Annotated in this window: 23 protein-coding genes; 6 read left to right on the forward strand and 17 right to left on the reverse strand. The window is 70.5% G+C overall.

Translation table 11 applies throughout. From position 1 onward, the window contains the following. Window position 1 precedes the first annotated feature (1 nt). The 3 genes from Q9R27_RS18420 to Q9R27_RS18430 all read right to left on the reverse strand — a co-directional run bounded on the left by Q9R27_RS18420 (window position 2) and on the right by Q9R27_RS18430 (window position 2711). Window positions 2-529, reverse strand: coding sequence for a M48 family metallopeptidase (locus Q9R27_RS18420; RefSeq protein WP_311253867.1), 528 nt, complete (start codon window positions 527-529; stop codon window positions 2-4). Window positions 530-539: 10 nt separating this feature from the next. After that, window positions 540-1583, reverse strand: a complete 1044-nt coding sequence (locus Q9R27_RS18425) for a PHP domain-containing protein (protein WP_311253868.1) — start codon at window positions 1581-1583, stop codon at window positions 540-542. A gap of 303 nt (window positions 1584-1886) precedes the next feature. After that, on the reverse strand, window positions 1887-2711 hold the full coding sequence (locus tag Q9R27_RS18430; RefSeq protein WP_311253869.1) for an enoyl-CoA hydratase-related protein: 825 nt from the start codon (window positions 2709-2711) through the stop codon (window positions 1887-1889). A gap of 196 nt (window positions 2712-2907) precedes the next feature. Here Q9R27_RS18430 and Q9R27_RS18435 point away from each other — a divergent pair, with 196 nt between their 5' ends. Together Q9R27_RS18435 and Q9R27_RS18440 are read left to right on the forward strand one after the other, a co-directional pair. Beyond that, the gene (locus Q9R27_RS18435) at window positions 2908-3066 is read left to right on the forward strand and encodes a DUF5679 domain-containing protein (protein ID WP_311253870.1); all 159 of its coding nucleotides are present in this window, start codon (window positions 2908-2910) and stop codon (window positions 3064-3066) included. Between the two features lie 111 nt (window positions 3067-3177). Continuing rightward, a complete protein-coding gene (locus Q9R27_RS18440) occupies window positions 3178-4077 on the forward strand; it encodes a hypothetical protein (protein WP_311253871.1) in 900 nt (299 codons plus the stop codon). Between the two features lie 4 nt (window positions 4078-4081). On the opposite strand, the gene Q9R27_RS18445 is transcribed toward Q9R27_RS18440, so the two are convergent. From Q9R27_RS18445 to Q9R27_RS18465, 5 genes are all read right to left on the reverse strand, one after another. After that, window positions 4082-4255: a hypothetical protein gene (locus tag Q9R27_RS18445; RefSeq protein WP_311253872.1), complete on the reverse strand. Its 174-nt coding sequence runs from the start codon at window positions 4253-4255 to the stop codon at window positions 4082-4084. Between the two features lie 89 nt (window positions 4256-4344). Beyond that, entirely contained in the window at window positions 4345-4506 is a 162-nt protein-coding gene (locus Q9R27_RS18450; protein WP_311253873.1) for a hypothetical protein, read from the reverse strand. A gap of 65 nt (window positions 4507-4571) precedes the next feature. Further along, window positions 4572-4880, reverse strand: coding sequence for a WhiB family transcriptional regulator (locus Q9R27_RS18455; RefSeq protein ID WP_311253874.1), 309 nt, complete (start codon window positions 4878-4880; stop codon window positions 4572-4574). Window positions 4881-4999: 119 nt separating this feature from the next. After that, window positions 5000-5185 carry a hypothetical protein gene (locus tag Q9R27_RS18460; protein ID WP_311253875.1) on the reverse strand — a complete coding sequence of 62 codons (186 nt, stop codon included), beginning with the start codon at window positions 5183-5185 and terminating at the stop codon, window positions 5000-5002. Window positions 5186-5341: 156 nt separating this feature from the next. Further along, the gene (locus Q9R27_RS18465; protein ID WP_311253876.1) at window positions 5342-7381 is read right to left on the reverse strand and encodes an ATP-dependent DNA helicase UvrD2; all 2040 of its coding nucleotides are present in this window, start codon (window positions 7379-7381) and stop codon (window positions 5342-5344) included. 185 nt (window positions 7382-7566) lie between these two features. On the opposite strand from Q9R27_RS18465, the gene Q9R27_RS18470 reads away from it, so the two are divergent. Continuing rightward, window positions 7567-7809 (forward strand): mycoredoxin, encoded by a 243-nt coding sequence (locus Q9R27_RS18470; RefSeq protein WP_311253877.1) that lies wholly within the window; start codon window positions 7567-7569, stop codon window positions 7807-7809. 53 nt (window positions 7810-7862) lie between these two features. Here the strand turns inward: Q9R27_RS18470 and Q9R27_RS18800 are convergent, their stop codons facing one another. The 4 genes from Q9R27_RS18800 to Q9R27_RS18485 all read right to left on the reverse strand — a co-directional run bounded on the left by Q9R27_RS18800 (window position 7863) and on the right by Q9R27_RS18485 (window position 11187). Next, window positions 7863-7982 carry a DUF5615 family PIN-like protein gene (locus Q9R27_RS18800; RefSeq protein ID WP_397220135.1) on the reverse strand — a complete coding sequence of 40 codons (120 nt, stop codon included), beginning with the start codon at window positions 7980-7982 and terminating at the stop codon, window positions 7863-7865. Between the two features lie 4 nt (window positions 7983-7986). After that, a complete protein-coding gene (locus tag Q9R27_RS18475) occupies window positions 7987-8211 on the reverse strand; it encodes a DUF433 domain-containing protein (RefSeq protein WP_311253878.1) in 225 nt (74 codons plus the stop codon). A gap of 97 nt (window positions 8212-8308) precedes the next feature. Further along, window positions 8309-9238 carry an NAD(+) diphosphatase gene (gene nudC / locus Q9R27_RS18480; RefSeq protein WP_311253879.1) on the reverse strand — a complete coding sequence of 310 codons (930 nt, stop codon included), beginning with the start codon at window positions 9236-9238 and terminating at the stop codon, window positions 8309-8311. Then, entirely contained in the window at window positions 9235-11187 is a 1953-nt protein-coding gene (locus Q9R27_RS18485) for a M3 family metallopeptidase (RefSeq protein WP_311253880.1), read from the reverse strand. The genes nudC and Q9R27_RS18485 overlap by 4 nt, the downstream gene beginning before the upstream one ends. A 51-nt stretch (window positions 11188-11238) precedes the next feature. Between Q9R27_RS18485 and deoD the strand changes: the two genes are divergently transcribed. Then, on the forward strand, window positions 11239-11946 hold the full coding sequence (deoD, locus tag Q9R27_RS18490) for a purine-nucleoside phosphorylase (protein WP_311253881.1): 708 nt from the start codon (window positions 11239-11241) through the stop codon (window positions 11944-11946). Here the strand turns inward: deoD and Q9R27_RS18495 are convergent. From Q9R27_RS18495 to moeZ, 5 genes are all read right to left on the reverse strand, one after another. Next, on the reverse strand, window positions 11939-15154 hold the full coding sequence (locus Q9R27_RS18495) for an ATP-dependent DNA helicase (RefSeq protein ID WP_311253882.1): 3216 nt from the start codon (window positions 15152-15154) through the stop codon (window positions 11939-11941). The two genes, deoD and Q9R27_RS18495, sit on opposite strands and share 8 nt — an antisense overlap. Beyond that, the gene (locus Q9R27_RS18500) at window positions 15151-18396 is read right to left on the reverse strand and encodes an ATP-dependent DNA helicase (RefSeq protein WP_311253883.1); all 3246 of its coding nucleotides are present in this window, start codon (window positions 18394-18396) and stop codon (window positions 15151-15153) included. The genes Q9R27_RS18495 and Q9R27_RS18500 overlap by 4 nt, the downstream gene beginning before the upstream one ends. A 16-nt stretch (window positions 18397-18412) precedes the next feature. Next, a complete protein-coding gene (locus tag Q9R27_RS18505) occupies window positions 18413-18808 on the reverse strand; it encodes an MGMT family protein (RefSeq protein ID WP_311253884.1) in 396 nt (131 codons plus the stop codon). Window positions 18809-18854: 46 nt separating this feature from the next. Next, the gene (locus tag Q9R27_RS18510; RefSeq protein WP_311253885.1) at window positions 18855-19724 is read right to left on the reverse strand and encodes a hypothetical protein; all 870 of its coding nucleotides are present in this window, start codon (window positions 19722-19724) and stop codon (window positions 18855-18857) included. Between the two features lie 117 nt (window positions 19725-19841). Continuing rightward, entirely contained in the window at window positions 19842-21059 is a 1218-nt protein-coding gene (gene moeZ / locus Q9R27_RS18515) for an adenylyltransferase/sulfurtransferase MoeZ (RefSeq protein WP_311253886.1), read from the reverse strand. Window positions 21060-21307: 248 nt separating this feature from the next. Here moeZ and Q9R27_RS18520 point away from each other — a divergent pair, with 248 nt between their 5' ends. Together Q9R27_RS18520 and Q9R27_RS18525 are read left to right on the forward strand one after the other, a co-directional pair. Next, window positions 21308-21889, forward strand: a complete 582-nt coding sequence (locus Q9R27_RS18520) for a TetR/AcrR family transcriptional regulator (protein ID WP_311253888.1) — start codon at window positions 21308-21310, stop codon at window positions 21887-21889. 46 nt (window positions 21890-21935) lie between these two features. Beyond that, window positions 21936-22142: DUF3107 domain-containing protein (locus Q9R27_RS18525; RefSeq protein ID WP_311253887.1), on the forward strand; the 207-nt coding region annotated here is incomplete at its 3' end.

Consider the following 22142-nt stretch of genomic DNA (forward strand, 5'->3'; position numbering starts at 1 on the left):
GTCAGTCGACGTGGTCGCTGGGGTCATCACCATCGGTGGTCGCGGCGGAGTACCCCTCCAGGAAGCCCTTGGCCCGCTCGGTCTTCGGGTAGCGGTCCACCCAGCCCCAGAACTCCTCGTTGTGGGACGGCTCGATCAGGTGGGCCAGTTCGTGGACCAGGACGTAGTCGACCACCCAGGCCGGCATCCCCTGCAGTCGTGAGGAGAGCCGGATCGAGCGGTCGCTGGGGGTGCACGAGCCCCAGCGCGACTTCTGGTTGTCGACCCAGCGCACGGTCTCGGGCTCGACGATGCCGCCAAAGTAGAGGCCGGCCAGGTCCCTGGCCCGGTCCAGGAGTTGTTCGTCGGAAGGACGGCGGCGCTGCTCCTGCCGATCCAGGCGGGCTACCATCTTCTCGACCCATTCCGCTTCCTGCGCCTTCGACATCGACGCCGGGATAAGCACGATGGTGCGCCCCTGTTCGCGGTAGGCCGACACGGTGCGGCGGCGCCGCTTGGAGCGGCGCACCTCGATCTCCGGATCGGCCATGAAGTCCACGCTAGTCGTTGGCCCAGGCCAGCAGGCGCTCGACAGGCCAGGTGTTGACGATCCGTTCGGGATCGATGCCTGCGGCCTCGGCCCGCTCACAACCGTGGTCGAGCAGGTCGAGTTGGCCCGGCGCGTGGGCGTCGGAGTCGATGGAGAAGAGGCAGCCGATGTCGCGGGCGAGTTCCAGCAGCCGGGTCGGCGGGTCACGTCGCTCGGGGCGTGAGTTGATCTCGACTGCGACCCCGTGGTCGCGGCACGCCTCGAAGACTGCCTGCGCGTCGAAGGTGGAGCCGGGCCGGGTGCCGCGGTTGCCGGTCACCAGGCGCCCGGTGCAGTGGCCAAGCACGTTGGTGAACGGGTTGGCGATGGCGGTGATCATCCGCCGAGTCATCGCATCGGCGTCCATGGCCAGTTTGGAGTGCACGCTGGCCACGCGGACCTCGAGCCGGGCGAGCATCTCCTCGCTCTGGTCGAGGGTGCCGTCGGTGAGGATGTCGACCTCGATCCCCTTGAGCAGGCGGAAGGCGCCGGCCAGGTGGTCATTGACGGCGTCGACGACCTCCAGTTGCCGGGCCAGGCGGGCCGCGCTGAGCCCGTGGGCCACCGTCAGGCGCGGTGAGTGGTCGGTCAGCACCAGGTAGTCGTGTCCCAGTTCCAGCGCGGTGAAGGCCATCTCCTCGATCGGCGAGCCGCCGTCGGACCAGTCTGAGTGCGCGTGCAGGTCGCCGCGCAGCAGCGCCCGCAATTCCCGCCCGCCCGGGACCAGCGGACCGGCGTACTTCGCCTCGAGTTCGGCCAGGCGCTCCGGCATCTCACCGCGGGCAGCCGCGGTGATCACGGCCGCCGTACTCTTCCCGATCCCGGGTACGTCGCCCAGGGTGCCCGCCTCCACGCGAGCGGCGACCTCGTCCTCGCCGAGCGGGAGGATCGCCGCGGCGGCGCTGCGGTATGCCTTGATCTTGTAACTGTCCTCGCGGGCGCGTTCGAGCAGGAAGGCGATCCGGCGCAGCGCGGCCACCGGTCCGGGAGCACCCGATGCGACGTCCTCGCCCATCGCCCTTCCTTTCTTTCCTCCACAGCGGGTGGAGGAGCATTGTCCCTGCTCAGCATCGTATTCGTGCCGTGGTCCCGCTTCCTTGTCCACAGCCCCATCCCCTGTTTCCACACAGGGAAAAGGGACAGTTCCACAGGTTTTCCACAGCGTTGTCCACAGGGCGTGGCGGTTCGGCGTTGACCGGAGCGTGAGCGCGGCCCTAGCGTGATCCCCCAGATGGGGCCCTGGACCATCAAGCCACCACTCTCGCAAGGGGAAGGCAAGGGTGGCGGTGGAGTCCGGGGCCCCTTCTACCGTCGTGGCTCAGGAGCCGCTGAAGCGCGGCGTCCGCTTCTCCTTCGCCGCAGCGATCCCCTCGTGCAGGTCCGCGGTCGCCATCGTCACCGGCTGCGCCAACGCTTCCCACTGCAGCGCACTCTCCAGGTCGCGGTGCCCCGCCCCGGCCAGCGCCAGCTTGGTCAACCGGGTGGCCACCGGGGCGGCTGCCGCCACCCGGGACGCGGCCTCCAGCACAGCGTCATCGAACCCGTCCGCGGCGATCACCTGGCTGACCAGGCCCAGGCGCATTGCCTCCTCGGCGTCCACGATCCGTCCGGTGAGCAGCAGGTCGCGGGCGACCGCGCGACCCACGACGTCGTCGAAGAGGTACGTCGAGGCCATCCCGGGGTGCAGGCCGAGGTGCACGAAGGGGGCACCCATCCGGGCCGTGTCGGCGGCGTACCGGATGTCGCAGGCCAGCGCGACGCAGAGCCCGGCGCCGATGGCGGGGCCGTTGATCGCAGCGATGGTGGGCACCTCGAGGCGGCGGATCGAGAGCCAGGCCCGATAGAACGGCAGCATCCGCGCACGGAGCTGGTCCACGCTGGCGTCCGGCTCGGCGGCCAGCCACCCCAGGTCGCCGCCGGAGCAGAAGGCGCTGCCGGCCCCGGTGACCACCACGGCCCGTACGTCGCGGTCCCCGGCCAGTTCGTCGATCGCGCGGACCCATGACGCGGTCATCTCGTCCGACATCACGTTGCGCCGCGGATGGTCGTCGAGCGTGATCACGGCCAGGCCTGGTCGTGGCCGGTCCAGTCGCAGGAACGGGAGGGCGTGGTCCTGGAGCTGCGTGGTGTCATCGGCAGGCATGGCACGAGGCTAGTGGGTATCGCCGGGCAGCGACGGCCCAGAAACGCCCCTGAACGGCGTACGGGGCGCCTCCCACGCCCCGGTGGCCGCGTGCCGTAGGGTTTTCCGTGGTCGACATGCGAACCGTGGAGACCCCGGCGGGCTTCCCCCTCACCCCGTCGCGACGACCAAGAAACACATAGGCAAGGAGGCCGTCATGGCGGAGACCTGGAGCGGCGAGTTCTACTGCGTGAAGTGCAAGGAGAAGCGCGAGGCCTCGGGCGAGGTCAAGGTGAACGAGAAGGGCACCCGCATGGCCAAGGCTGTGTGCCCCGTGTGCAGCACCAACCTCAACCGGATCCTCGGCAAGGCCTGAGCCACCCGAGACCCGAAATCGATGGCGCGTCCCCGGTCGGGGACGCGCCATCGTGCATGTGCCTGTGGATGACGCCAGCGCCGATGCCGTCCGCCGTGGCATGGTGCCGACATGACTCCTCCCACTCCCACCGGACTCCCCCGGCGCCCGCTGCTGCGCCCCGGATCGCGGATCACCCAACGTGGTGACGGCTTGGTCCAGGTCGGCCTGACCGAACCCCTGGTGGCCCGGGCACCGGACACCCCCACCGTGCGGGCCGCCCTCGACGGCATGCGCAACGGTGTCCCGCCCGAGACCCACGATGTCGACGTGCTCAGGCTCTGCATGGACCTGGTCGATCGGGGCCTCGTCCTGGACGCTGACCTGGTGCTGCCCGCCCTGGGCGCGGCACACGACGCCCCGGACCGGGCCGACCGGGCCGCGCTTGTCTGCGAGCACGGTGACCGGACTCCCCTGGTGCTGGCCCATCGCGAATCCGCCGCCGTGGCGATCACCCACTCCGGGCTGGAGTGGGCGGCCGATCATCTCGAGGCGCACCTGGTCCGGGCCGGGGTGCGCGCCGGGCTGGGACCCGCCGTGGTCGTCCACCTCCATGCCGGGCAGCCAGACCGGGACCGGTTCGACGACCTGGTCCGTGACGACTTCCCCCACCTGCTGGTCGTTGCCAGCGACGGGGAGGTCCGGGTCGGCCCCTTCGTGGTGCCGGGCCAGACCGCCTGCCTGCGCTGCATCGACGCCCACCTCACGGATCGTGACCCACGCTGGCCCCTGGTGGTGGCCCAACATGCCCGGCAGACGGCAGTGGGCGGCGTACCGGAGCCGGTGCCGCAGGACCTGATGGAGGCAGCGCTGGTCTGGGTGGCCCGGGACGTCACGGCATGGATCGACGGGCGCGAACCGCGGACCTGGTCGGCCACCATCGACGTCCGCGCCGACCTGGAGTTGCCCCTGGTCCGTTGGCGCCAGCATGCCGGGTGTGGCTGCAGTTGGGGCCAGGCCGTCGGGATGTGAGGCCTCACCACCACTCGGAGTCGAGCTTGGCCTCGATCGAGCGCAGGTGTTCACGCGAACACGCGTCGCAGAAGACGCGCTGTCGGCCGTTCTCCACGGCGGTGGTCCAGGTCAGCGGCGGCGGGTCCTGGTCGCCGTCGCCGACCGGTGTCGTTCCGCAGAAGTCACAGGTGGCCACGGGACGAAAATAGCCGTCACCGGTGGTGCGTGACCACCGGTGACGGCTGCTGGATCCGGACCGGACCCTGTTTCTCGACGTGGCTCCGATCAGAGTCGGGCCAGGGCCAGGCGCGCCTCACGGGCGGCCTTCTCCGCCCGGCGGCTGAGCCGACGGGCAAGTGCGGCCTCACGGCCACGACTCCGTGCGCGCGCCTCTCCCAGGCGCTCGGACTGTTGAGCGCGGGCCAGTTCTTCATGCAAGAGATTCATCTTGTTTCCTTCGGTCACGAGTGTGTTGTCCATGGTTTCCTTCGACTTCTTGTGGTGCTGGCCGCTCAGGCGGCGTCCTTGCGGGGGCGTCCCCGCGGCCTCTTCCGGGGGATCACCACCCCGGAACAGAAGAGCTCTCCGCCCCAGACGCCCCAGGGCTCGCGACGCTCGAGGGCGCCAGCGAGGCACAGGGTCCGCACCGGGCAGTCGATGCAGAGCGCCTTGGCGTGCTCGACGTCGCTGGGTGACTCGGCGAAGAAGAGCTCCGGGTCGTTGACCCGGCAGGGCAGGAGTTCTTCCTCGACCTTGTCGGCGGCAGCATGCAGCCCACCGAGCGTTGTGCCGGCAGCTGGTTCAAGAACGCTGATGGTCATGTGTTGTCACCTCCTCGTGACCTGATCCGTGGGTGTAGATCGGGCGGTGGCCAAACAAAAAGGCCGCGGATCCCGGTTCTCGGGTTCCGCGGCCTGGAGCTGCCGGCGTTGAGTCGTCCTCAACGTGTCGGTGGTCTCCAGACACTGGTCCCGATGGGTGCTCCCTCGAAGGAAGCGGCGTGCTTCACGGTCGTGGCATCGATGCGCACACGGGCGACGGCGCCGCGGGTGGCAGCCAGGTCGAAGGTGGGCATGGCGATGCGCGACTGCGGTGCAGCCGTGGTGCAGATCTTGATGCTGTTCATCTGGTGCCACCTCCTTCGTGTGCATCGTGCGCCGACCTTGCCAGGGCCGTAGTGCGCCGTTTCATCGGACGGGTGACAAACTATCGCGCCGACCGTGTAATGGGCAATTGATTTTATGGGTATTTCGCAGAAACTTTTTTCGCCGAGCACCCGGGCTCAGTCGATCAGCTCCAGGACGGCCTCGCCATAGCGCTCGATCTTGGCCGGTCCGACGCCGCTGATCCGCAGCAATGCCGTCGGATTGCGTGGCTTCGCCTCTGCGATCGCCTCGAGCGTCTTGTCGGTGAACACGACGTACGCCGGCACCTCGTCCTCACTGGCCCGGACCCGCCGCCACTCCTTGAGGCGGGCGAAGAGTTCCTCGTCGTACGCCGCCGGGCAGTCCGCGCAACGGCCCACCTTCTTCTCCCCTGCCGTGGCCAGCGGCTTGCCGCAAATGGAGCACATGGCCGACCTCGCCGCGCGCTTCGACTTCCTGCTGGTGCCGGTTGGTGCGGCAGCGCTCTCAGGGCGCAGCCCGTGCAGGAACCGGGAGGCACGCCGGGTGGCCCGGCCGCCGGGGTTGCGGGCCAGCGACCAGGAGACCCGCAGGTGGACCCGGGCCCGGGTCACCCCGACATAGAGCAGGCGCCGCTCCTCCTCGACCTCGGCCGGCGTCTGGGCGAACGAGATCGGGATCGAGCCCTCCTGGACCCCGCAGACGAAGACGGCGTCCCATTCCAGGCCCTTGGCCGTGTGCAGGGTGGCCAGGGTGACGCCTTCGGCGACCGGGGCATGCTGCTCGGCCGCGCGCTTGTCGAGGTCGCCGACGAAGTCGCCCAGGGTGGCCGCGCCATCGGCGGCAGCGAACGCCTCGGCCTGCGAGGCGAGGGCCTGCAGCGATTCCCAGCGGTCGCGCGCGGTGCCGCGGCCACTCGGCGGCTCATCGGCCCACCCCATCCCGGCCAGGGTGGCCCGTACGTCGTCGACCAGCGCTCCGGTGCCACCGCTGGAGCGGGCCGTGCCGCGGAGCAGGGTGATCGCCTGGCGCACCTCGGCGCGGTCGAAGAAGCGGGCGGCCCCCCGGACGACGTACGCAATGCCGCGTGCGGTGAGGGCGTCCTCGAAGGCCTCGGATTGGGCGTTGATCCGGAAGAGGACAGCCATCTCGCGCAGCGGCAGGCCGGCGGCCTGGAGTTCGGCGATGCGGGTAGCGACCGCTTCGGCCTCGGCGACCTCGTCGGCGTGCTCGACGTAGTCCACCCGGGACCCGCTGGGGCGTTGCGCCCGCAACTGGACGCCGCTGGAGCGGGTGCCGGCAAGGAGGTGGTTGGCCGCGCCGATGATCTCCGGGGAGGAGCGATAGTTGCGGACCAGTTCGATCGACGTGGTGCCCGGGCGCTGGGCAGGGAACTCGCGCAGGTAGTCCGCATTCGCCCCGGCGAAGCTGTAGATGGTCTGCGCCGGGTCGCCGACCACGCAGATCTCGTCGCGGCCGCCGAGCCACAGGTCGAGCAGCGCCGACTGGATCGGCGAGACGTCCTGGAACTCGTCGACGGTGAAGAACTTGTACTGCCGCCGGACCTGGGCGGCCACCCGCTCATCGGTGGCCAGCAGTGCTGCGGTCAGCAGCAGGACGTCCTCCATGTCCATCCGCCCCTGGCTCCGCTTGACGTCCTCATAAGCGCCGAAGACGCGGGCCACGGTGGCATGGTCGACGCCATTCACCTCCCGGCTGCGCCGTGGCGCCAGGGTCGCGTAGTCCTCGGGGCGGACGTTGCTGACCTTGGCCCACTCCACCTCGGAGGCCAGGTCGCGCAGCATCGGCTGGTCGACGTCGAGGCGTTGCCGGCGCGCCGCGAGCGCCATCAGGGGCAACTTGGACTCGGTCAGTTCCGGCAACTCGGTGCCGTGCACGGTGGGCCAGAAGTAGCGCAACTGGCGCAGCGCGGCCGAGTGGAAGGTGCGCGCCTGGACCCCGGGGGCCCCGAGTTGGCGCAACCGGGTGCGCATCTCGCCGGCGGCACGGGTGGTGAAGGTGACGGCCAGGACCTCGGTCGGCTGGTAGACGCCGGTGGCCACGCCATGCGCGATCCGGTGCGTGATCGCGCGGGTCTTCCCGGTGCCGGCGCCGGCCAGCACCCGCACCGGGCCACGCAGCGCCTCGGCAACCATGCGCTGCTCGGGGTCCAGTGCGCTGAGGAGGTCGTCGGCCATGCGCCCAACACTAGGACGCGGCCCCGACACTGGCGGCGTACGGTGCCCGCGCGCAAGCCAGTGCCCGCGCGGAGGGACATGCAGTTGCGGTGGCCCCGCCCTTCCGCCACGCGTGGGTGCGGCCTTGCCAGGCGGCAACTGCATGTTCTTCGGTACGCCGCGAGGGCGCGGCGTACGCTGGGAGCATGTCCTTCACGATGTACTCCACCCCTTGGTGCGGCTACTGCCACCGGCTCAAGTCCCAGCTCGACCGGGAGGGGATCGCCTTCGAGATCGTCGACATCGAGCAGCACCCGGAGGCCGCAAAGCTGGTCGAGGAGGCCAACGGGGGCAACCAGACCGTGCCCACGCTGGTCTACGCCGATGGCAGCGCCCAGACCAACCCGTCCCTGGCCCAGGTGAAGGCGAAGCTCGCCGAACTCGGCTGACCTGCGCTCTCGCCAGTCACTGATCCCGCGGGCCAGGAATCAGCGAAGTTCAATCAGTCCCGGTCCGGCGCTTCGCCAGGTCCAATGTCGACCACGTGCTCCGCCTCATGGCCACGACTGACCAACAAGCGCGCCAAAGCTGGCGGCAGTTGTGTGTCAATCAGGAACCGCACGCTGTCAGGATGCGGTCACGATGGCGTGGTCGGCCTGAGCTGCGGCGTACGCGAGGCACGCCCTGATGTCTTCAGTGGTGAGGTAGGGATAGTCCTCGAGGATCTCTGCCTCATCGGCTCCTGCGGCCAGCAGCGCAAGCACGTCACTGACCCGCATCCTGGTCCCGCGGATCGCCGGGCGACCGTGGACCACCGCAGGGTCGATGGAAATGCGATCGAGCAAGGACATGACCCCATGCTAACCGTCAAGGCTGCCACTCAGGGCTGTCGGCGGCCGGGCGTCGAGTTCCACGAGCTGACGGAACGGACCCATCCCGGACAGGCCCCTACCAGCTACCCGGGAGTTCCTCGCCGAACCAGTGCTCGATCAGTGACCGTGAGATCGAGACCCCGCCGGGCAGTACGACGCGGCCCGAGGTCGCTTCCTCGCGCAGTTCGGCGCGGGTGAACCAGCGAGCCTCGGCGATCTCGGACTCGTCGACGTCGATCTCGGTGGTCCGCGCGCGGCCGACGAAGCCGACCATCAGGCTGGCCGGCAACGGCCACGGCTGGCTGCCGAAGTAGGCGACCTCCCCCACCTCGACCCCGGTCTCCTCAGCGACCTCGCGGCGTACCGCGTCCTCCATGGTCTCGCCCGGCTCCACGAAGCCGGCCAGGGTGGAGAAGCGGCCCTCGGGCCAGGCGGGACTGCGGCCCAGCAGGCACCGCTCCTCCGCCGTGCCGGGCTCGCCATCGGTGATCACCATGATCACGGCCGGGTCCGAGCGCGGGAACTGCTGCTTGTGGCACTCGACGCACTCCAGCACATGGCCGGCCTGGCGCGCCTGCAGCGCGCCCCCGCAGCGGGGACAGTGGCGGGTGGCCCAGTGCCACTCGGCCATCCCGATCGCGTGCATCACCAGCGGCGCGTCATGGGCGTGCTCGGCCAGGGCCTGCAGCACCGCCCGGAGCACCACCCACTCCTCGCGGGCGCCCGGCGCCTGGGAGGGCGCCACGATGTCGGCGAAGTAGGTGACGCCGTCGCGGGTGCCAAGCAGGATCCGCAGTCCGTCCTGGGGCGCCTCGGCGGGCGGCACCCACGCCAACGCCCCGTCGACCGGGCGGACCCGGGTCCCGGCGATCACCAGCACCCGGGTGGTCGGATCGGACCAGCGCGCGGCGAGCCACTCCTCGTCGGTGCGCTCCAGCCCGTGCCGGTTGTGGGCGTGCAGCGAGAGCGCTGCGTGCGGCAGCGGCGAACCCTTCGACGCGTTCATCGGGCCACCTCCGGGGTCCGTTCCAGCCAGGCGGTGAAGGCCCGGTCGTCGTACGGGCGGCCGAGGAAGTCGGTGACCAGGTCGGCGGCGTCCTTGCTGCCCCCGGGCGCCAGCACCCGGTCCCGATAGCGCTGGGCCACCTCGGGCGCGAAGAGGTCGTCGGCGTCGAAGGCGGAGAAGAGGTCCTTGGCGATGACCAAGCTCCACTTGTAGGTGTAATAGCCGGATCCATAGCCGTCCAGGTGCCCGAAGCTGGCGTGGAAGTGGGTGTCGGGCAGCGGACGGACCAGGTTGTAGGCGTCGTATAGTTCGGCGACCCGGGCGGTGATGTCGTCGGGGCGCTCTAGGTGGAGCCGGTAGGAGACCGCGGCGTAGAACGCCTGGGTGCGGGCCAGGAACCCCTTGCCGAACTCGTCGGCCGCGCGCATCCGGGCGACCAGGTCGGCGGGGATCGGGGTGCCGGACTCGTCGGTGGCGAAGCCGGCCAGCACCTCGGCATCCCAGGCCCACTCCTCCAGCATCTGGCTGGGCGCCTCGACGAAGTCCCACTCGGTGGCGACCCCGGAGAAGCGGACCCAGTCGTGGCGTCCGGCGAGCACGTGGTGCAGCAGGTGGCCGAACTCGTGGAAGAGGGTGACCACGTCGTCGTGCTCCATCAGGCCGCGGGAGAAGTTGCAGACCAGCACGCCCTGGGCCAGTTGTACGCCGCGCACGCCCGGGACCAGGTCGAACTGGGCGGCGTGGTTGTACTTGCCGTCGCGCGGGTGGAGGTCCAGGTGGATCCGGCCCAGGTGCTCCGCGCCGTCGCCGTCGCCGTCGAGATACACGTCGTACGTCGTCACGTCCGGGTGCCAGGTGGCTGCGTCCGCCACCGCCTCGTAGCGCAGCCCGAAGAGGCGGCCGGTCACGTCCAGCAGGCCCTGGCGGACCTTGGGGAAGGCGAAGTAGCGGCGCACCTCCTGGGCGTCGACCCGGAACTCCTCGCGGCGCACCACTTCGGTCCAGTAGCGCCAGTTCGAGGCATCGATCGCGGCAAGGTCCGGGGCGTCGCGCCGGGCCCGCTCCAGGAGCACGGCCAGGTCGCGCTCCCCTGCGGCCAGTGAGGCAGTGGCGATGGAGTCGATGAACTCGCCGATCGCCGGGCCGGAGCCGATCATCTTGACCTCGGCATCGAAGCTGGGCCAGTCGGCGTACCCGAGCAGTTGGGCGTGCTCGTGGCGAGCACGCAGCAGTCGCGACAGGGTGGCGTCGTTCTCCGGCCAGGCCTGGTTGAGGGTGGTGTGTGCCACCGCCCGGCGGGCCTGTGCGTCGTGGGCGAAGGAGAGGAATGGCACCGTGTCCGGATAGTCGCAGGTCACGGTGACCATGCCGTCGGCGTCGGCGGGCCGTTCGTCGATCCAGTCCTGGGGCAGCCCGGCGGTCGCTGCCGCCGCCACCTTGGTGGTCCGGTCGTCGTCGCGGATGGCGCGGCCGAACGCCTGGCCCAGTTCCATCTCCAGTTCGTCGAGTTCGCGCAGCCGCTGCCGGGTTGCCTCGTCGCGGTCCACCCCGGCGCGGCGGAAGTCGCGCAGGCTGTGGGCCAGCACCCGCGAGGCAGCCTCATCCAAGCCCTCGCCCGGCACGGCGAGCAGGGCGGCGTACACGTCGGCGTCGAGCATCAGGCCCGTCCGGAAGCGGTTGGCCTCGACCTCGATCTCCTCGGCCTGCTCCCGCACCGCTGCCTCGGGGTGGACCTGGGCGAGCAGGCTGGAGAGGGCGAAGACCCCGGCCAGTTCGATGCCGAGCCGGTTCCAGGTGTCCAGCACCTGCCCCGGTGGCGCGGCGACGAGTTCATCGCGCAGCGATCCCGCCCTGGCCAGGGCGTCCTTGCAGCGGTCGGCGAGCCAGGGGCTCCAGGCAGCAGGGTCGGTGGGGAGGTACAGGGGCGTGAGGCGGTCGGAGTCGGTCACACCCTGCACGTTAGGCGATCACCGGGCACACCACACGCCTACGATCGACCCATGAGCACCCACATCGCTGCCCCGCCCGGAGCCATCGCCCCGGCCGTGCTGATGCCCGGCGACCCGCTGCGCGCCAGGTGGATCGCGGAGACCTTCCTCGAGGACGCCGAGTGCTACAACGAGGTCCGCGGGATGCTCGGCTTCACCGGCACCTGGCAGGGGCACCGGGTCAGCGTCCAGGGGTCCGGGATGGGACAGCCGTCGCTGTCGATCTATGCCACCGAACTCTTCCGCGAGTACGACGTCGCCTCGATCATCCGGGTCGGTTCCTGCGGTGCACTGGTCCCGGAGGTCGGCCTGCGTGACCTGGTCCTGGCCACCGGGGCGTGCACCGACGCCGGCATGAACCGGCTCCGCTTCGGCGGACTGGACTATGCCCCGGTCGCGGACTTCCACCTGCTCCGCAAGGCGTGGGAGGCCGCCGAGGGCCGCGATGACGTGCGGACCCATACCGGGCTGATCTTCTCCGGCGACCAGTTCTACACACCGCGCCCGGAGTTGATGGACCCGATGGTGGCGCACGGCGTACTCGCCGTGGAGATGGAGGCGAGTGCGCTCTACACCCTCGCTGCCGCGCACCGACGCCGAGCGCTGGCGATCTGCACCGTCTCCGACCACATCGTCACCGGCGAGGAAATGCCGGCCCTGGAGCGGGAGCAGTCATTCACCGCCATGGTCGAGATCGCCCTGGCCGCGGCACTCACCTGAGCAGGTCCTCCAGCTCCTCACGGTCCGGCAGTTCGTCGCTCCGGTCATCGGTGAGGCCGGTGCGCACGTAGTGGAACGCAGCGCGCACCTGGTCCAGCGGGAGTCCCTGCAGTTCGGCCCAGGCCAGGCGATAGATGGCCAGTTGCAGCGGATCGGCATCGGCGCGCCGGTTGGTCTTCCAGTCGATGACCAGGTGGGTGCCGTCGTCCTCGACATAGATCGCGTCGATCCGCCCCCGGACGACCTGTCCGGCCAGCACCAGCGCGAACGGCGCCTCGGTCGCATGCGGGATGCGGTGCCCGAAGGGCCCGGCGGCGAACGTCTCGGTCAGTTCCTTGAGGTCGGACTCGTCATCGATGCCCAGGTCGGCGCGGCCCGGCAGTTCGTCGGCCTCGATCAGGCTCTGCTGGCCGAAGCGCGCTTCCACCCAGGCATGGAACCGGGTGCCGAACCGGGCGCTGGGCGAGGGTTGCCGGGGCATCGGCCGGGCCAGGTCGCGGGCAAGTTCATCGGGATCGTGCTGGATCCGCGCCAGGGTGGTCGCCGAGAGGCTGCTCGGCAGCGGTACCTCGATCTCAGTGGCCCGGTCCCGCCGTGCCTCGGCCAGGAGCCGGTCCAGTTCGGTGTCCCACTCCTCGGCGATCGAGGCCTCCACCAGGTCCAGGTCGTCGGCCGCGTCCGGGTCGACGGAGGCCACGAACTCGGCAGCCTCGAGGCGTCGCAGTGCCTCGGCGGTGTGCTCGGTGACCGGCCACGGCGCCTGCCGGACCTGGGCGAGCAGCGGATTGACCTCGTCCGGGCCCGGGCGCACCAGCCAGGACTCGGGCTCCTCCCCCCAGGTGCGCAGGCACTCGCGCACCACGGCCTGGTAGGGCGAGGGGCCGATCGGCTTCTGCCGCTGGTCGTTCCACACATAGGAGGAGACCGAGAGCATGTGCCGGGCGCGGGTGAAGGCGACGTACCCGAGGCGGAGTTCCTCCTCCTGCTCCAGCGCCTTCGCATCGGCCACCATGGCGGCGAGCTGGTCCTTCTCGTAGCCGGAGAGTTGCGCCAGGGAGTGCCGGTCACCGCGCAACGGGTTCGGCAGCACTCCGGGGCCATAGATCCACTGGGTCCGGCTCCGCGTGGTCGGGAACTTCTCCTCCCCGACCCCGACCACGAAGACGGCGTCCCATTCGAGTCCCTTGGCCCGGTGCACGGTGAGCAGCTTGACCGAGTCGGCCTCGGTGGGGGTCGCGACGTCGAGCCCGGTCCCCATCTCGTCCTCGGTCTCCAGGTAGGCCAGCAGCGCGGTCAGGCTGACCTCGCCGTCGATCGCCTGGAAGTCCGCCACTGCCTTGACGAAGAGGTCGAGGTTGTCGCGCCGGGCGGCCGCGGCCGGACTGATCGAGGAGGCCAGTTCGATGTCGATGCCGGTGGTGTCGATGATCCGCCGGACCAGGTCGAGCAACGGTTCCCCGACATGGCTGCGCAACATCCGCAGCTCGCCGCGCAGCAACGCGAACCGTTCCAGCGCCGCCGCGGAGTACGCCGCCTCCCCCGGATCATCGAGCGCGTCGCACAGCGAGGTGACTTCGGTCGGGTCGGCACCCTCGACGGCTTCGGCGAGCTGGTCGGCCAGGGGCTGCCCGGTCGTCCCCGTCGTGCCGGCCCTGGCCAGCTCGTGGGCCCGCTTGCCGAGCAGCGCCAGGTCGCGGGGCCCGATCGCCCAGCGTGGGCCGGTGAGCAGGGTGAGCAGCGCGGCATTGGCGGTGAGGTCGTTGAGCAGGGTGAGCGTGGCCACCACCTCGGCGACCTCGGGCAGGCGCAGCAGGCCGTTGAGCCCGACGATCTCGACCGGGATCTCGCGTGAGGAGAGCGCGTCGAAGACGTCGGCTGCGTGCTTGTTGTCGCGGGTGAGCACTCCGATCTCGTGCCAGGCAGGCTCTTCCATCGCGTCGTGGGTGGCCCGCACCTGCTCGGCGAGCCACTCCAGCTCCGCGGCGTACGTCGGGTGCACGCTGGTGCGCACCACTCCCTGGCCGGCCCGCTCGTCGGGGTCGAGGGCGCGGACCTGGGGGAACTTCTCCAGCAGGGGCGCGGCGAGCTGGTTGGCGGTCTCCAGGATGCGCCGGTCCGAACGGCGGTTGACGGTCAACGGGTGGATCGGCACGTCCGGCGAGCCGTCGGCACGGGTGAAGTCCTTGCCGAAGCCCAGGATGTTGGCCACCGAGGCGCCACGCCAGCCATAGATCGCCTGGTTGGGGTCACCCACTGCGGTCACCGCATGTCCGCCGCCGAAGAGCTTCTTCAGCATCAGCGCCTGGGCCACGGACGTGTCCTGGTATTCGTCGAGCAGCACGATCCGGAACTTCTCCCGCTCCTGCATCCCGACCTCGGGGTGCTCGTCGGCGAGCCGTGCGGCAAGGGCGATCTGGTCGCTGAAGTCCATCAGGCCCAGGTCGGCCTTGAGGCGGCGATAGGTGGAGACCAGGCCGAGCAGTTCCTCGCGGCGCTGCATCGCGTTCAGCACGCGCCTGGGGTCCGCCTTGGCCCTGGCCGTCTCGATCACCTGTTGCACCCGGGGCATCTCGCGCGCCTGGAACGCGCGCACGTCGTCGACGTCGACCAGGTGCTCGCTCATCGCACCTTCAAGGCCGAGGATGTAGTTGACCACGGTGTCGGGGTGGTCGCTGAGCAGTTCGACCTGCCCGCGGTGGCGAGCGATCGCCCGCGCCGCCAACTGGAAGCGGGAGGCATCGGCCATCACCCGCGTGTCCGGCTCGTGGCCGATCCGCAGGCCATGCTCGGCCAGCAGGCTGGACGCATAGCCGTTGTACGTCGCGACGGTGGGCTCGAGGAGTTCTTCGGCGTCTTCCTGTTCCCAAGCCGGCGGCGGCAGCGCAGGATCGTCCGGGTCGGGCTGCCCGGGACCGAACCCGGCCACGCCGAGCGCCTCGCGGATCCTGGTGCCCAGCTCGGAGGCGGCCTTGGTGGTGAAGGTCAGGCCCAGCACCTGGCCGGGCTCGACGATCCGGTTGGCGACCAGGTAGACCACCCGGGCGGCCATCAGGGCGGTCTTGCCGGACCCGGCGCCGGCGATCACCACGGCCGGCTCGAGCGGCGCCGAGATCGCGGCCCACTGCTGGTCGCTGACCTCGAAGCTGGTCCGCATGGCGCGCCTGAGGTCGGCCGGGGAGGCGATCGCCAGGTTGGGGGTCGTGGTCATGACAGCACCGTCCCACTCCCCTGGACAGGGCAGATCGCCTGGAACGCGCAGCGGTCGCAGTGCTTGCCTGCCCGGGCGGGGAACTCCTCGGCGCGGATCAGGGTGACGGCCCGCATCAGTTGTTCCTCAACCGTGCGCGGACCCGGTTCGCCCTCCTCCCCGGTGGGCTCACCGGGGCCCAGCGGCGGTTGCGACTGGACGGAGACCTTGCCGTGGGCGCCGTGGCGCAACTGGACCAGTTCGGCTCCCCCCGGGCGCGCCGGTGGCTGGTCAACGAGGTCGTCGACGGCGCCGTTCTCCACGGCCAGCTGATAGAGCCCAAGCTGCGGATGGACCGCGACCTCGGCCCTGGTCGGTGGATATTTCCCGGTCTTCAGGTCGACCACGACCACGCGGCCCTCGGAATCGACCTCGATCCGGTCGGCGAAGCCGTGCAGGGTCACCTCCTGCCCATCGGGCAAACTCACCCGGGCGGTGAGTTCCTGCTCGATGCCGAGCAGGTCCCGCTCCCCTTGCTGGTGCCAGTTCAGGAACCGGACCAGCGCCAGGCGGAGTTCCTCGCGCTCGCGGGCGCCGGACCACGGCGTTCGGAACGAGAGCCGGTCCCAGACCTCGTCGACGTGGTGCATCAGTTCGTCGGCTGCCCCCGGCCCGGTGGCGAGTTCGCCGCGCGCGACCCGTTCGGCCAGTGCGTGCAGCAACAGTCCGAACCCTTGGGCGGCGCTGGAGACCGTCGCACCTCCTGCCTCGCGCTCGAGGAACCAGCGGGCCGGGCACTCCTCGATCGAGGTCAGCGCGGAGGCGGAGAGGCGCACGGGCTGCTCCGCAGGACGGACCGGTTCATCCGCGGCTGATGCGGCCCGGGTCCCCCACCAGGTGCCCGGGTCGGCCTGGACGACCAGGGGCCGGTCACCGATTCGTTCCGCAGCCAGGCGCCGCAGCCTGCGGGCCGCAGCGGCGCGCAGCGCCTCGGATCCGTTCGGGTCAGCCACGGTACGCCGCAGGTCGGCCACCAGGCCGGCCAGCGAGAGCGGTCGGCGCGGCCGTCCCTGGACATGGCGCAGGCGCACCCCCAGTTCGTCGAGGAAGCGCGAAGGTTGTTCCCCGTCGTCCTCGGGAGACTTCACCGCGGTCACCACCAACCGGGCCCGCGCCCGGGTGCAGGCGACGTAGAAGAGGCGCCGTTCCTCCATCAACTGTTCGCGCAGTCCCAGCGGTGCCACGATCCCCTCGGAGCCGATCCGGTCCGCCTGCAGCAGGGTCGCCCGCCGGCGCAGGTCCGGCCAGGCCTCCTCCTGGACGTGGGCGACGACGACCAGGTCCCACTCCAGCCCCTTGGACCGGTGCGCGGTCAGCAGGCGCACCGCCTCGCCGCGTACGCCGCGATCGGCCAGGGTGTCGCCGGGGATGTCCTGGGCGCGCAGGGTTTCCAGGAAGGTCCCGACGCCGGTGTGCCCACGTTGTTCCTCGGCCTTGGCCGCGGCCTCGAAGAGGGCGCAGATGGCGTCCAGGTCGCGGTGCGCCCGCCGTGCTGCACCTCCGCCGGCATCGACCTGGCCGCGGAGTCGCTGGGGCCAGGCGGTGCCGGCCCACAGTTCCCAGAGCACTTCCTCGGCACTCGCGCCGCCCTCGAGGCCCTCCCGCGCGGCGCGGAGCAACCGGGCGAGCCCGGTGACCCGGCCGGCTGCCGGGGTGGTGATGCCGTCGCAGAACTCCGGGTCGAGCACCGCCGCACGCAACAACTCCGCGGAGTCGCGGGCGCCGGTGCCGTGTGCGGCAGCGCGTTCCTTCTCGCGGACCCGCAGGGCCCGGGCCAGCGCTCGTACGTCGGAGGCGTCCAGTCCGGCCAGGGGCGAGAGCAGCAGGGAGTGCGCGCGCCCGGTGTCGACGTACCCCGGGGTTTCCGGATCGTCGTTGTCGAGGTTCACCACCGCCGACAAGGCGTCCAGCAGTGGCATCACCGCGACCTCCCGGACCAGCGGGGTGTCGTCGCTGGCCACCTCCACCGGCACCCCGGCAGCACCGAGCGAGCGGCGCAGTGCCGGGATGGTGGTCCGCCCGGACCGGACCAGCACCGCCATCCGCGACCAGGCGATGCCGTCACCCAGGTGAGCCCGGCGCAGCAGGTCGGCCAGGTGTTCGGTCTCCGCCCGGGCAGTGTCGAAGGTCAGCACGTCGACGCGTCCGTCTCCGTGTTCCGAGGGCGCGGCCACCGGGTCGAGGAACGCCTCACGCGCCTGGACCGCAATGGTGCCGGCCAGCGAGAGCCGCCGGGCGACGCGCTGGGAGGCGAGCAGGAGGTGGGCGCCGAAGCGCCGGGTGGTGCGCAGCGCCACCACGTCGGCCGGAGCGCCGTCCCTGCGGGGAAAGGCGGTGGGGAACTCCAGGATGCCGCGCACCTCCGCGCCACGGAACCCGTAGATCGACTGGTGCGGGTCACCGACGACGGTCAGGTTGCCGCCGTCGCCGACCAAGGCCTGCAGCAGGGCGACCTGGCCGGGGTCGGTGTCCTGGTATTCGTCGACGAAGACGTGGCGGAACTCCGCGCGCAGTTCGTCGCGGTGCCGCTCGGCCTCACCGACGGCACGCCGGATCAGGTCGGGGTAGTCGATCGCGCCAGCGAAGTCGAGGACGTCGAGGTATTGGTCGAGGAAGTGGCCGGCAGCGACGAACTCGGGCAGTCCGTGCTCCGTCCCGAGCGCGCGGAGGTCGTGGCCGTCCAGTCCCTTCTCCCGGGCCCGGGAGAGCACTGCATGCACCTCGCGGGCGAACCCACGGGTGTTGACCGCACGGCGCAGCGACTCGGGCCAGGCGACCGATTCGGGTGCGTGGGAGAGAAGTTCGGCGAGCACCACGTCCTGCTCCGGGGCGGAGAGCAACCGCAGGGGCGCCTCGTAGAGCTCGGCAGGCGCATAGCGGCGGACCAGCCCATAGGCAAAGGAGTGGAAGGTGGAGGAGAGCGTCGAGGAGAGCGTGCGGTCCAGCCGGGCCGTGACCCGGTCGCGCAGTTGCTCGGCAGCCTTGCGCGAGAAGGTGAGGGCGAGCACCGACTCCGGTGCCGCTCCCCGGTTCTCGATCCGGTCCGCGATCGCCTCCACCAGGGTGGTGGTCTTGCCGGTCCCCGGACCGGCCAGCACCAGCAGCGGCCCCCCGGGATGGTCGACCACCTGCTGCTGGAACTCGTCCAGGCGTGGCCGGTCCATCCGTGGAGCGGAGGCGGTGGCCAGGCGGTAGGTGGTCATGACGCCGATTCCACCATCAGCCACCGACAGTTGCCCGCCCCGGTTCCGGGTCGTCTCCCGGCCCGAAGCCGTGCGGCGGATCGGGCGCCCAGAAGGCGGCCCGGATATCGACCGCCCCGCCGGGGCGCAACGGCGTACCCTCGGCCAGCCAGGCTTGCCGGGCCTCGTCACCGTGGCTCGGCGGCAGCGACCCGTCGGCACGTACGACGCGCCACCACGGCATCCCGCCGCCGTGGCGCGCCATCACGTTGCCGACCAGGCGGGGTCCGCCGCGGTCCAGGACGGCACCGACCGCCTCGGCGATCGCGCCGTACGTCGTGACCCGGCCCCGCGGGATCTGCTCGACCACCCGGAGCACCGCCTCGGCGTACTCCTCCCAGGGACTCCCCTCGACGCCCGGATCCGGTGACATGGGCGCCAGCCTAGGCGTTCACCTCACGCGGTGCAGCGCGTCCAGTTCAGCCGCGGAAGGGCTCCGTCCCGTTGACCAGTCGCAGCCCCTCGATGCCGGAGTGCTGCTGGGCATAGGCGAGTTCACGGTTGAGGTCACCGATGTTGTTCGACAGCGGCAACGGGAGCAGGCCCAGGGTGGACAGGGTGCCCACGGCGCGGCCCTGCGCGTCGAGGAAGCCGCTGCCGGAATCACCGGGGACGCCCGGGGTCAGGGTGTAGAGCGCGTGGGACCAGCCGCTGCCGCCCAGGCTGATGCCGGCCTTGGGCGAGAGGAACTCGACGCCGCCCCGGAGGCTGGAGTTGCCGTAGGAGTAGACCCGGTCACCGAACCTGGTGCCGGTGGTGTTGATGCCGACCGGGCCACCCCAGAACGGCACCGAGGGGTTCACCTTGGCGACGTCCGCGGCGTCGACCCGGACCAGCGCGAAGTCGTTGTAGGCGCAGGTGTCGGCATCGGTCTCGCCGCGCTCCTGCATGGTCACCCACGAGCTGTAGGCCAGGGTGCCGTTGCCGACCACGGTGCCCGAGGAGACCAGGCTGCCGCCCTCGTTGAAGGTGACCCGGGTGCCGAGCGGCTGGGTGCCGGCAAGGCAGCCGTTGGTGTCGGTGGCCTCGCCCAGCCCGGCGCAGTGGGCGGCGTACCCGACGTACACGTTGCCGGCGGCGTCGGTGAAGACGAAGTTGGCGGTGCACTGCCCGCCCTCGGTGTAGGCCTGGACGCCGGGGTGGATCTGGGCCGAGTCGGCCGGGGCCCATGCCTGGTTGTCGGTGTCAGCCTGGGCGGGCAGCGCGCTCAGGCCCAGGGCAAGGGCACACAGGGCGACGGCCATGGCGGCCACGAGGCGACGGGTGGTGGGCAAGACGCTGGAACGCATCGTTGTCGTCCTTCTCATCGAGGGCTTCACTCGACGAGACCAACGCGGCATGGCCCGAAATGGTTACGTCCCCATGGCCCGATCGGGCCATGGGGACGTGGTCCGGAACGGATCCGGTCAGTACGACGGCTGGCTGGGGTCGATCTGGTTCACCCAGGCGACCACGCCGCCGCCGACGTGGACCGCGTCCTCGTAGCCGGCACCCTTGACGATGGCCAGGCACTCCGCCGAGCGGACGCCCGACTTGCAGTGCAGCACGATCTTCTTGTCGCTGGGCAACTGCTCAAGCGCGTTGCCGTTGAGGAACTCGCCCTTGGGGATCAGCACCGAGCCGGGGATCCGGTTGATCTCGAACTCGTTGGGCTCGCGCACGTCGATCAGCACGAAGTCGTCGCCGCCGTCCTCCTTCTCCTTGATCATCGTCGCCAGCTGGGTGACGGAGATCGTGGAGCCGGCAGCGGCCTCGGCTGCCTCGTCGGAGACCGCGCCACAGAAGGCGTCGTAGTCGATCAGGCCGGTGACGGTCGCGTTCTCGCCGCAGAGCGCGCAGTTGGGGTCCTTGCGGACCTTGAGCTTGCGGTACTCCATCTCGAGTGCGTCGTAGATCATCAGCTTGCCGACCAGCGGCTCGCCGATGCCGGTGAGCAGCTTGATGCCCTCGTTGACCTGGATCGAGCCAATCGCAGCGCAGAGCACGCCCAGCACGCCGCCTTCGGCACAGGAGGGGACCATGCCCGGCGGCGGCGGCTCGGGGTAGAGGCAGCGGTAGCACGGCGCGTCCGCCGAGCTGCCGTCGTCGGTGACAGCGTGCGGCCAGAAGACCGACGCCTGCCCGTCGAAGCGGTAGATCGAACCCCAGACGTAGGGGATCTTCAGGAAGTACGCCGCGTCGTTGACCATGTAGCGGGTGGCGAAGTTGTCGGTGCCGTCCAGGATCAGGTCATAGCCCTCGAAGACGCCGAGCACGTTGTCGTTGTCGAGGCGACCCTCGTGGATCACCACGTTGACGTGCGGGTTGATCTCCAGGATCGAGTCACGGGCGGACTCCGACTTGGGGCGGCCGATGTCGGACTGGCCATGGATCACCTGGCGCTGCAGGTTCGACTCGTCGACCTCGTCGAATTCGGCGATGCCGATGGTGCCGACGCCGGCTGCGGCCAGGTAGAGCATCGCCGGGGACCCCAGTCCGCCCGCGCCGATCACGAGCACCTTGGAGTTCTTCAAGCGCTTCTGCCCGGCCATGCCCACGTCGGGGATGATCAGGTGGCGGCTGTAGCGGCGTACCTCGTCGACGGTCAGCTCGTCGGCTGGCTCCACGAGTGCGGGATAGGGCACGGACTTCTCCTCAGCGGGGGCATGGTGCTTGACACTGGCTCAACACATCGGAGCCCGGTCATGTTCCCGGCCATGGTCCCCCGCACCGCGTAGTGCCGCCGACGACGTCCCGGCATCCGGACGGGGCTGCCCCGGCTGGTCCATGTGACCTGCGGGTAGGCTGCGGTGGCTGGAAGAACACACCTCGAGGAGCACGCGTGAGCGCTGGGCAACACGAACGGGACGACATCCGTCCCCGCGGCGGGAGGATGCCTCGCAAGGCACGGCGGGCACAGTTGCTCGAGGCTGCCCTCGAGGTCTTCGTGGCGCAGGGCTATCACGCCGCAGCGATGGACGACATCGCCGACCGCGCCGGTGTTTCCAAGCCCGTCCTCTACCAGCACTTCCCCGGCAAGCTGGAGCTCTACCTGGCCCTACTGGAGACCTCGTGCAACACGATCATCGACCACTGCCGCGAGGCCCTGGGCTCCACCGAGGACAACAAGCAGCGGGTGGCCGCGACGATGTCCGCCTTCTATGACTACGTCGCCTCCGAGTCCGGCGCCTTCCGGCTGGTCTTCGAGTCCGACCTGACCAATGAGGCCGCGGTCCGCAACCAGGTCGAGCGGGTCACCCAGGAGTGCGCCGCGATGATCGCGGAGGTCATCGCCGAGGACACCGGCCTGCCCGAGGAAGCGTCACACCTGCTGGCCGTCTCCCTGGTCGGCATGGGGCAGGTCAGCGCGCGCTACTGGCTCAACGACTCCTCGACGATCAGCCGCGAGGACGCCGCCGCCCTGGTCTCCGGGCTGGCCTGGCGTGGCGTGGCCGGCTATCCGCTGCACGACTGAACTTCTCCCCGACGTACAACCCACACACGGAAAGGTGGCCCCAACCATGGAGGTCAAGATCGGCATCCAGCAGGCGCAGCGCGAGCTCGTCGTCGACACCGAGGACGATAGCGCGGCCATCGAGAAGCAGGTGAGCGAGGCGCTCGCCGGCGACGGCGTACTGTCCCTCACCGACACCAAGGGCCGCATGGTCCTGGTCCCGGCTGCCAAGCTCGCGTACGTCGAGATCGGCAGCGGCGTGGTCGGCCAGGTC

The organism is Nocardioides sp. AE5 (assembly GCF_031844485.1).
Lineage (GTDB): Bacteria > Actinomycetota > Actinomycetes > Propionibacteriales > Nocardioidaceae > Nocardioides.

Bases quoted from the DNA above. Each gene is read 5' to 3' on its own strand.
- Q9R27_RS18455 (WP_311253874.1), bottom strand. From the start codon at position 4,880: ATGACCATCAGCGTTCTTGAACCAGCTGCCGGCACAACGCTCGGTGGG.
- Q9R27_RS18440 (WP_311253871.1), top strand. From the start codon at position 3,178: ATGACTCCTCCCACTCCCACCGGACTCCCCCGGCGCCCGCTGCTGCGC.
- Q9R27_RS18435 (WP_311253870.1), top strand. From the start codon at position 2,908: ATGGCGGAGACCTGGAGCGGCGAGTTCTACTGCGTGAAGTGCAAGGAG.
- Q9R27_RS18500 (WP_311253883.1), bottom strand. From the start codon at position 18,396: ATGACCACCTACCGCCTGGCCACCGCCTCCGCTCCACGGATGGACCGG.
- Q9R27_RS18520 (WP_311253888.1), top strand. From the start codon at position 21,308: ATGCCTCGCAAGGCACGGCGGGCACAGTTGCTCGAGGCTGCCCTCGAG.
- nudC (WP_311253879.1), bottom strand. From the start codon at position 9,238: ATGAACGCGTCGAAGGGTTCGCCGCTGCCGCACGCAGCGCTCTCGCTG.
- Q9R27_RS18450 (WP_311253873.1), bottom strand. From the start codon at position 4,506: ATGAATCTCTTGCATGAAGAACTGGCCCGCGCTCAACAGTCCGAGCGC.
- Q9R27_RS18505 (WP_311253884.1), bottom strand. From the start codon at position 18,808: ATGTCACCGGATCCGGGCGTCGAGGGGAGTCCCTGGGAGGAGTACGCC.
- Q9R27_RS18510 (WP_311253885.1), bottom strand. From the start codon at position 19,724: ATGCGTTCCAGCGTCTTGCCCACCACCCGTCGCCTCGTGGCCGCCATG.
- Q9R27_RS18460 (WP_311253875.1), bottom strand. From the start codon at position 5,185: ATGAACAGCATCAAGATCTGCACCACGGCTGCACCGCAGTCGCGCATC.
- Q9R27_RS18425 (WP_311253868.1), bottom strand. From the start codon at position 1,583: ATGGGCGAGGACGTCGCATCGGGTGCTCCCGGACCGGTGGCCGCGCTG.
- deoD (WP_311253881.1), top strand. From the start codon at position 11,239: ATGAGCACCCACATCGCTGCCCCGCCCGGAGCCATCGCCCCGGCCGTG.
- Q9R27_RS18495 (WP_311253882.1), bottom strand. From the start codon at position 15,154: ATGACCACGACCCCCAACCTGGCGATCGCCTCCCCGGCCGACCTCAGG.
- Q9R27_RS18475 (WP_311253878.1), bottom strand. From the start codon at position 8,211: ATGTCCTTGCTCGATCGCATTTCCATCGACCCTGCGGTGGTCCACGGT.
- Q9R27_RS18470 (WP_311253877.1), top strand. From the start codon at position 7,567: ATGTCCTTCACGATGTACTCCACCCCTTGGTGCGGCTACTGCCACCGG.
- Q9R27_RS18465 (WP_311253876.1), bottom strand. From the start codon at position 7,381: ATGGCCGACGACCTCCTCAGCGCACTGGACCCCGAGCAGCGCATGGTT.
- Q9R27_RS18420 (WP_311253867.1), bottom strand. From the start codon at position 529: ATGGCCGATCCGGAGATCGAGGTGCGCCGCTCCAAGCGGCGCCGCCGC.
- Q9R27_RS18430 (WP_311253869.1), bottom strand. From the start codon at position 2,711: ATGCCTGCCGATGACACCACGCAGCTCCAGGACCACGCCCTCCCGTTC.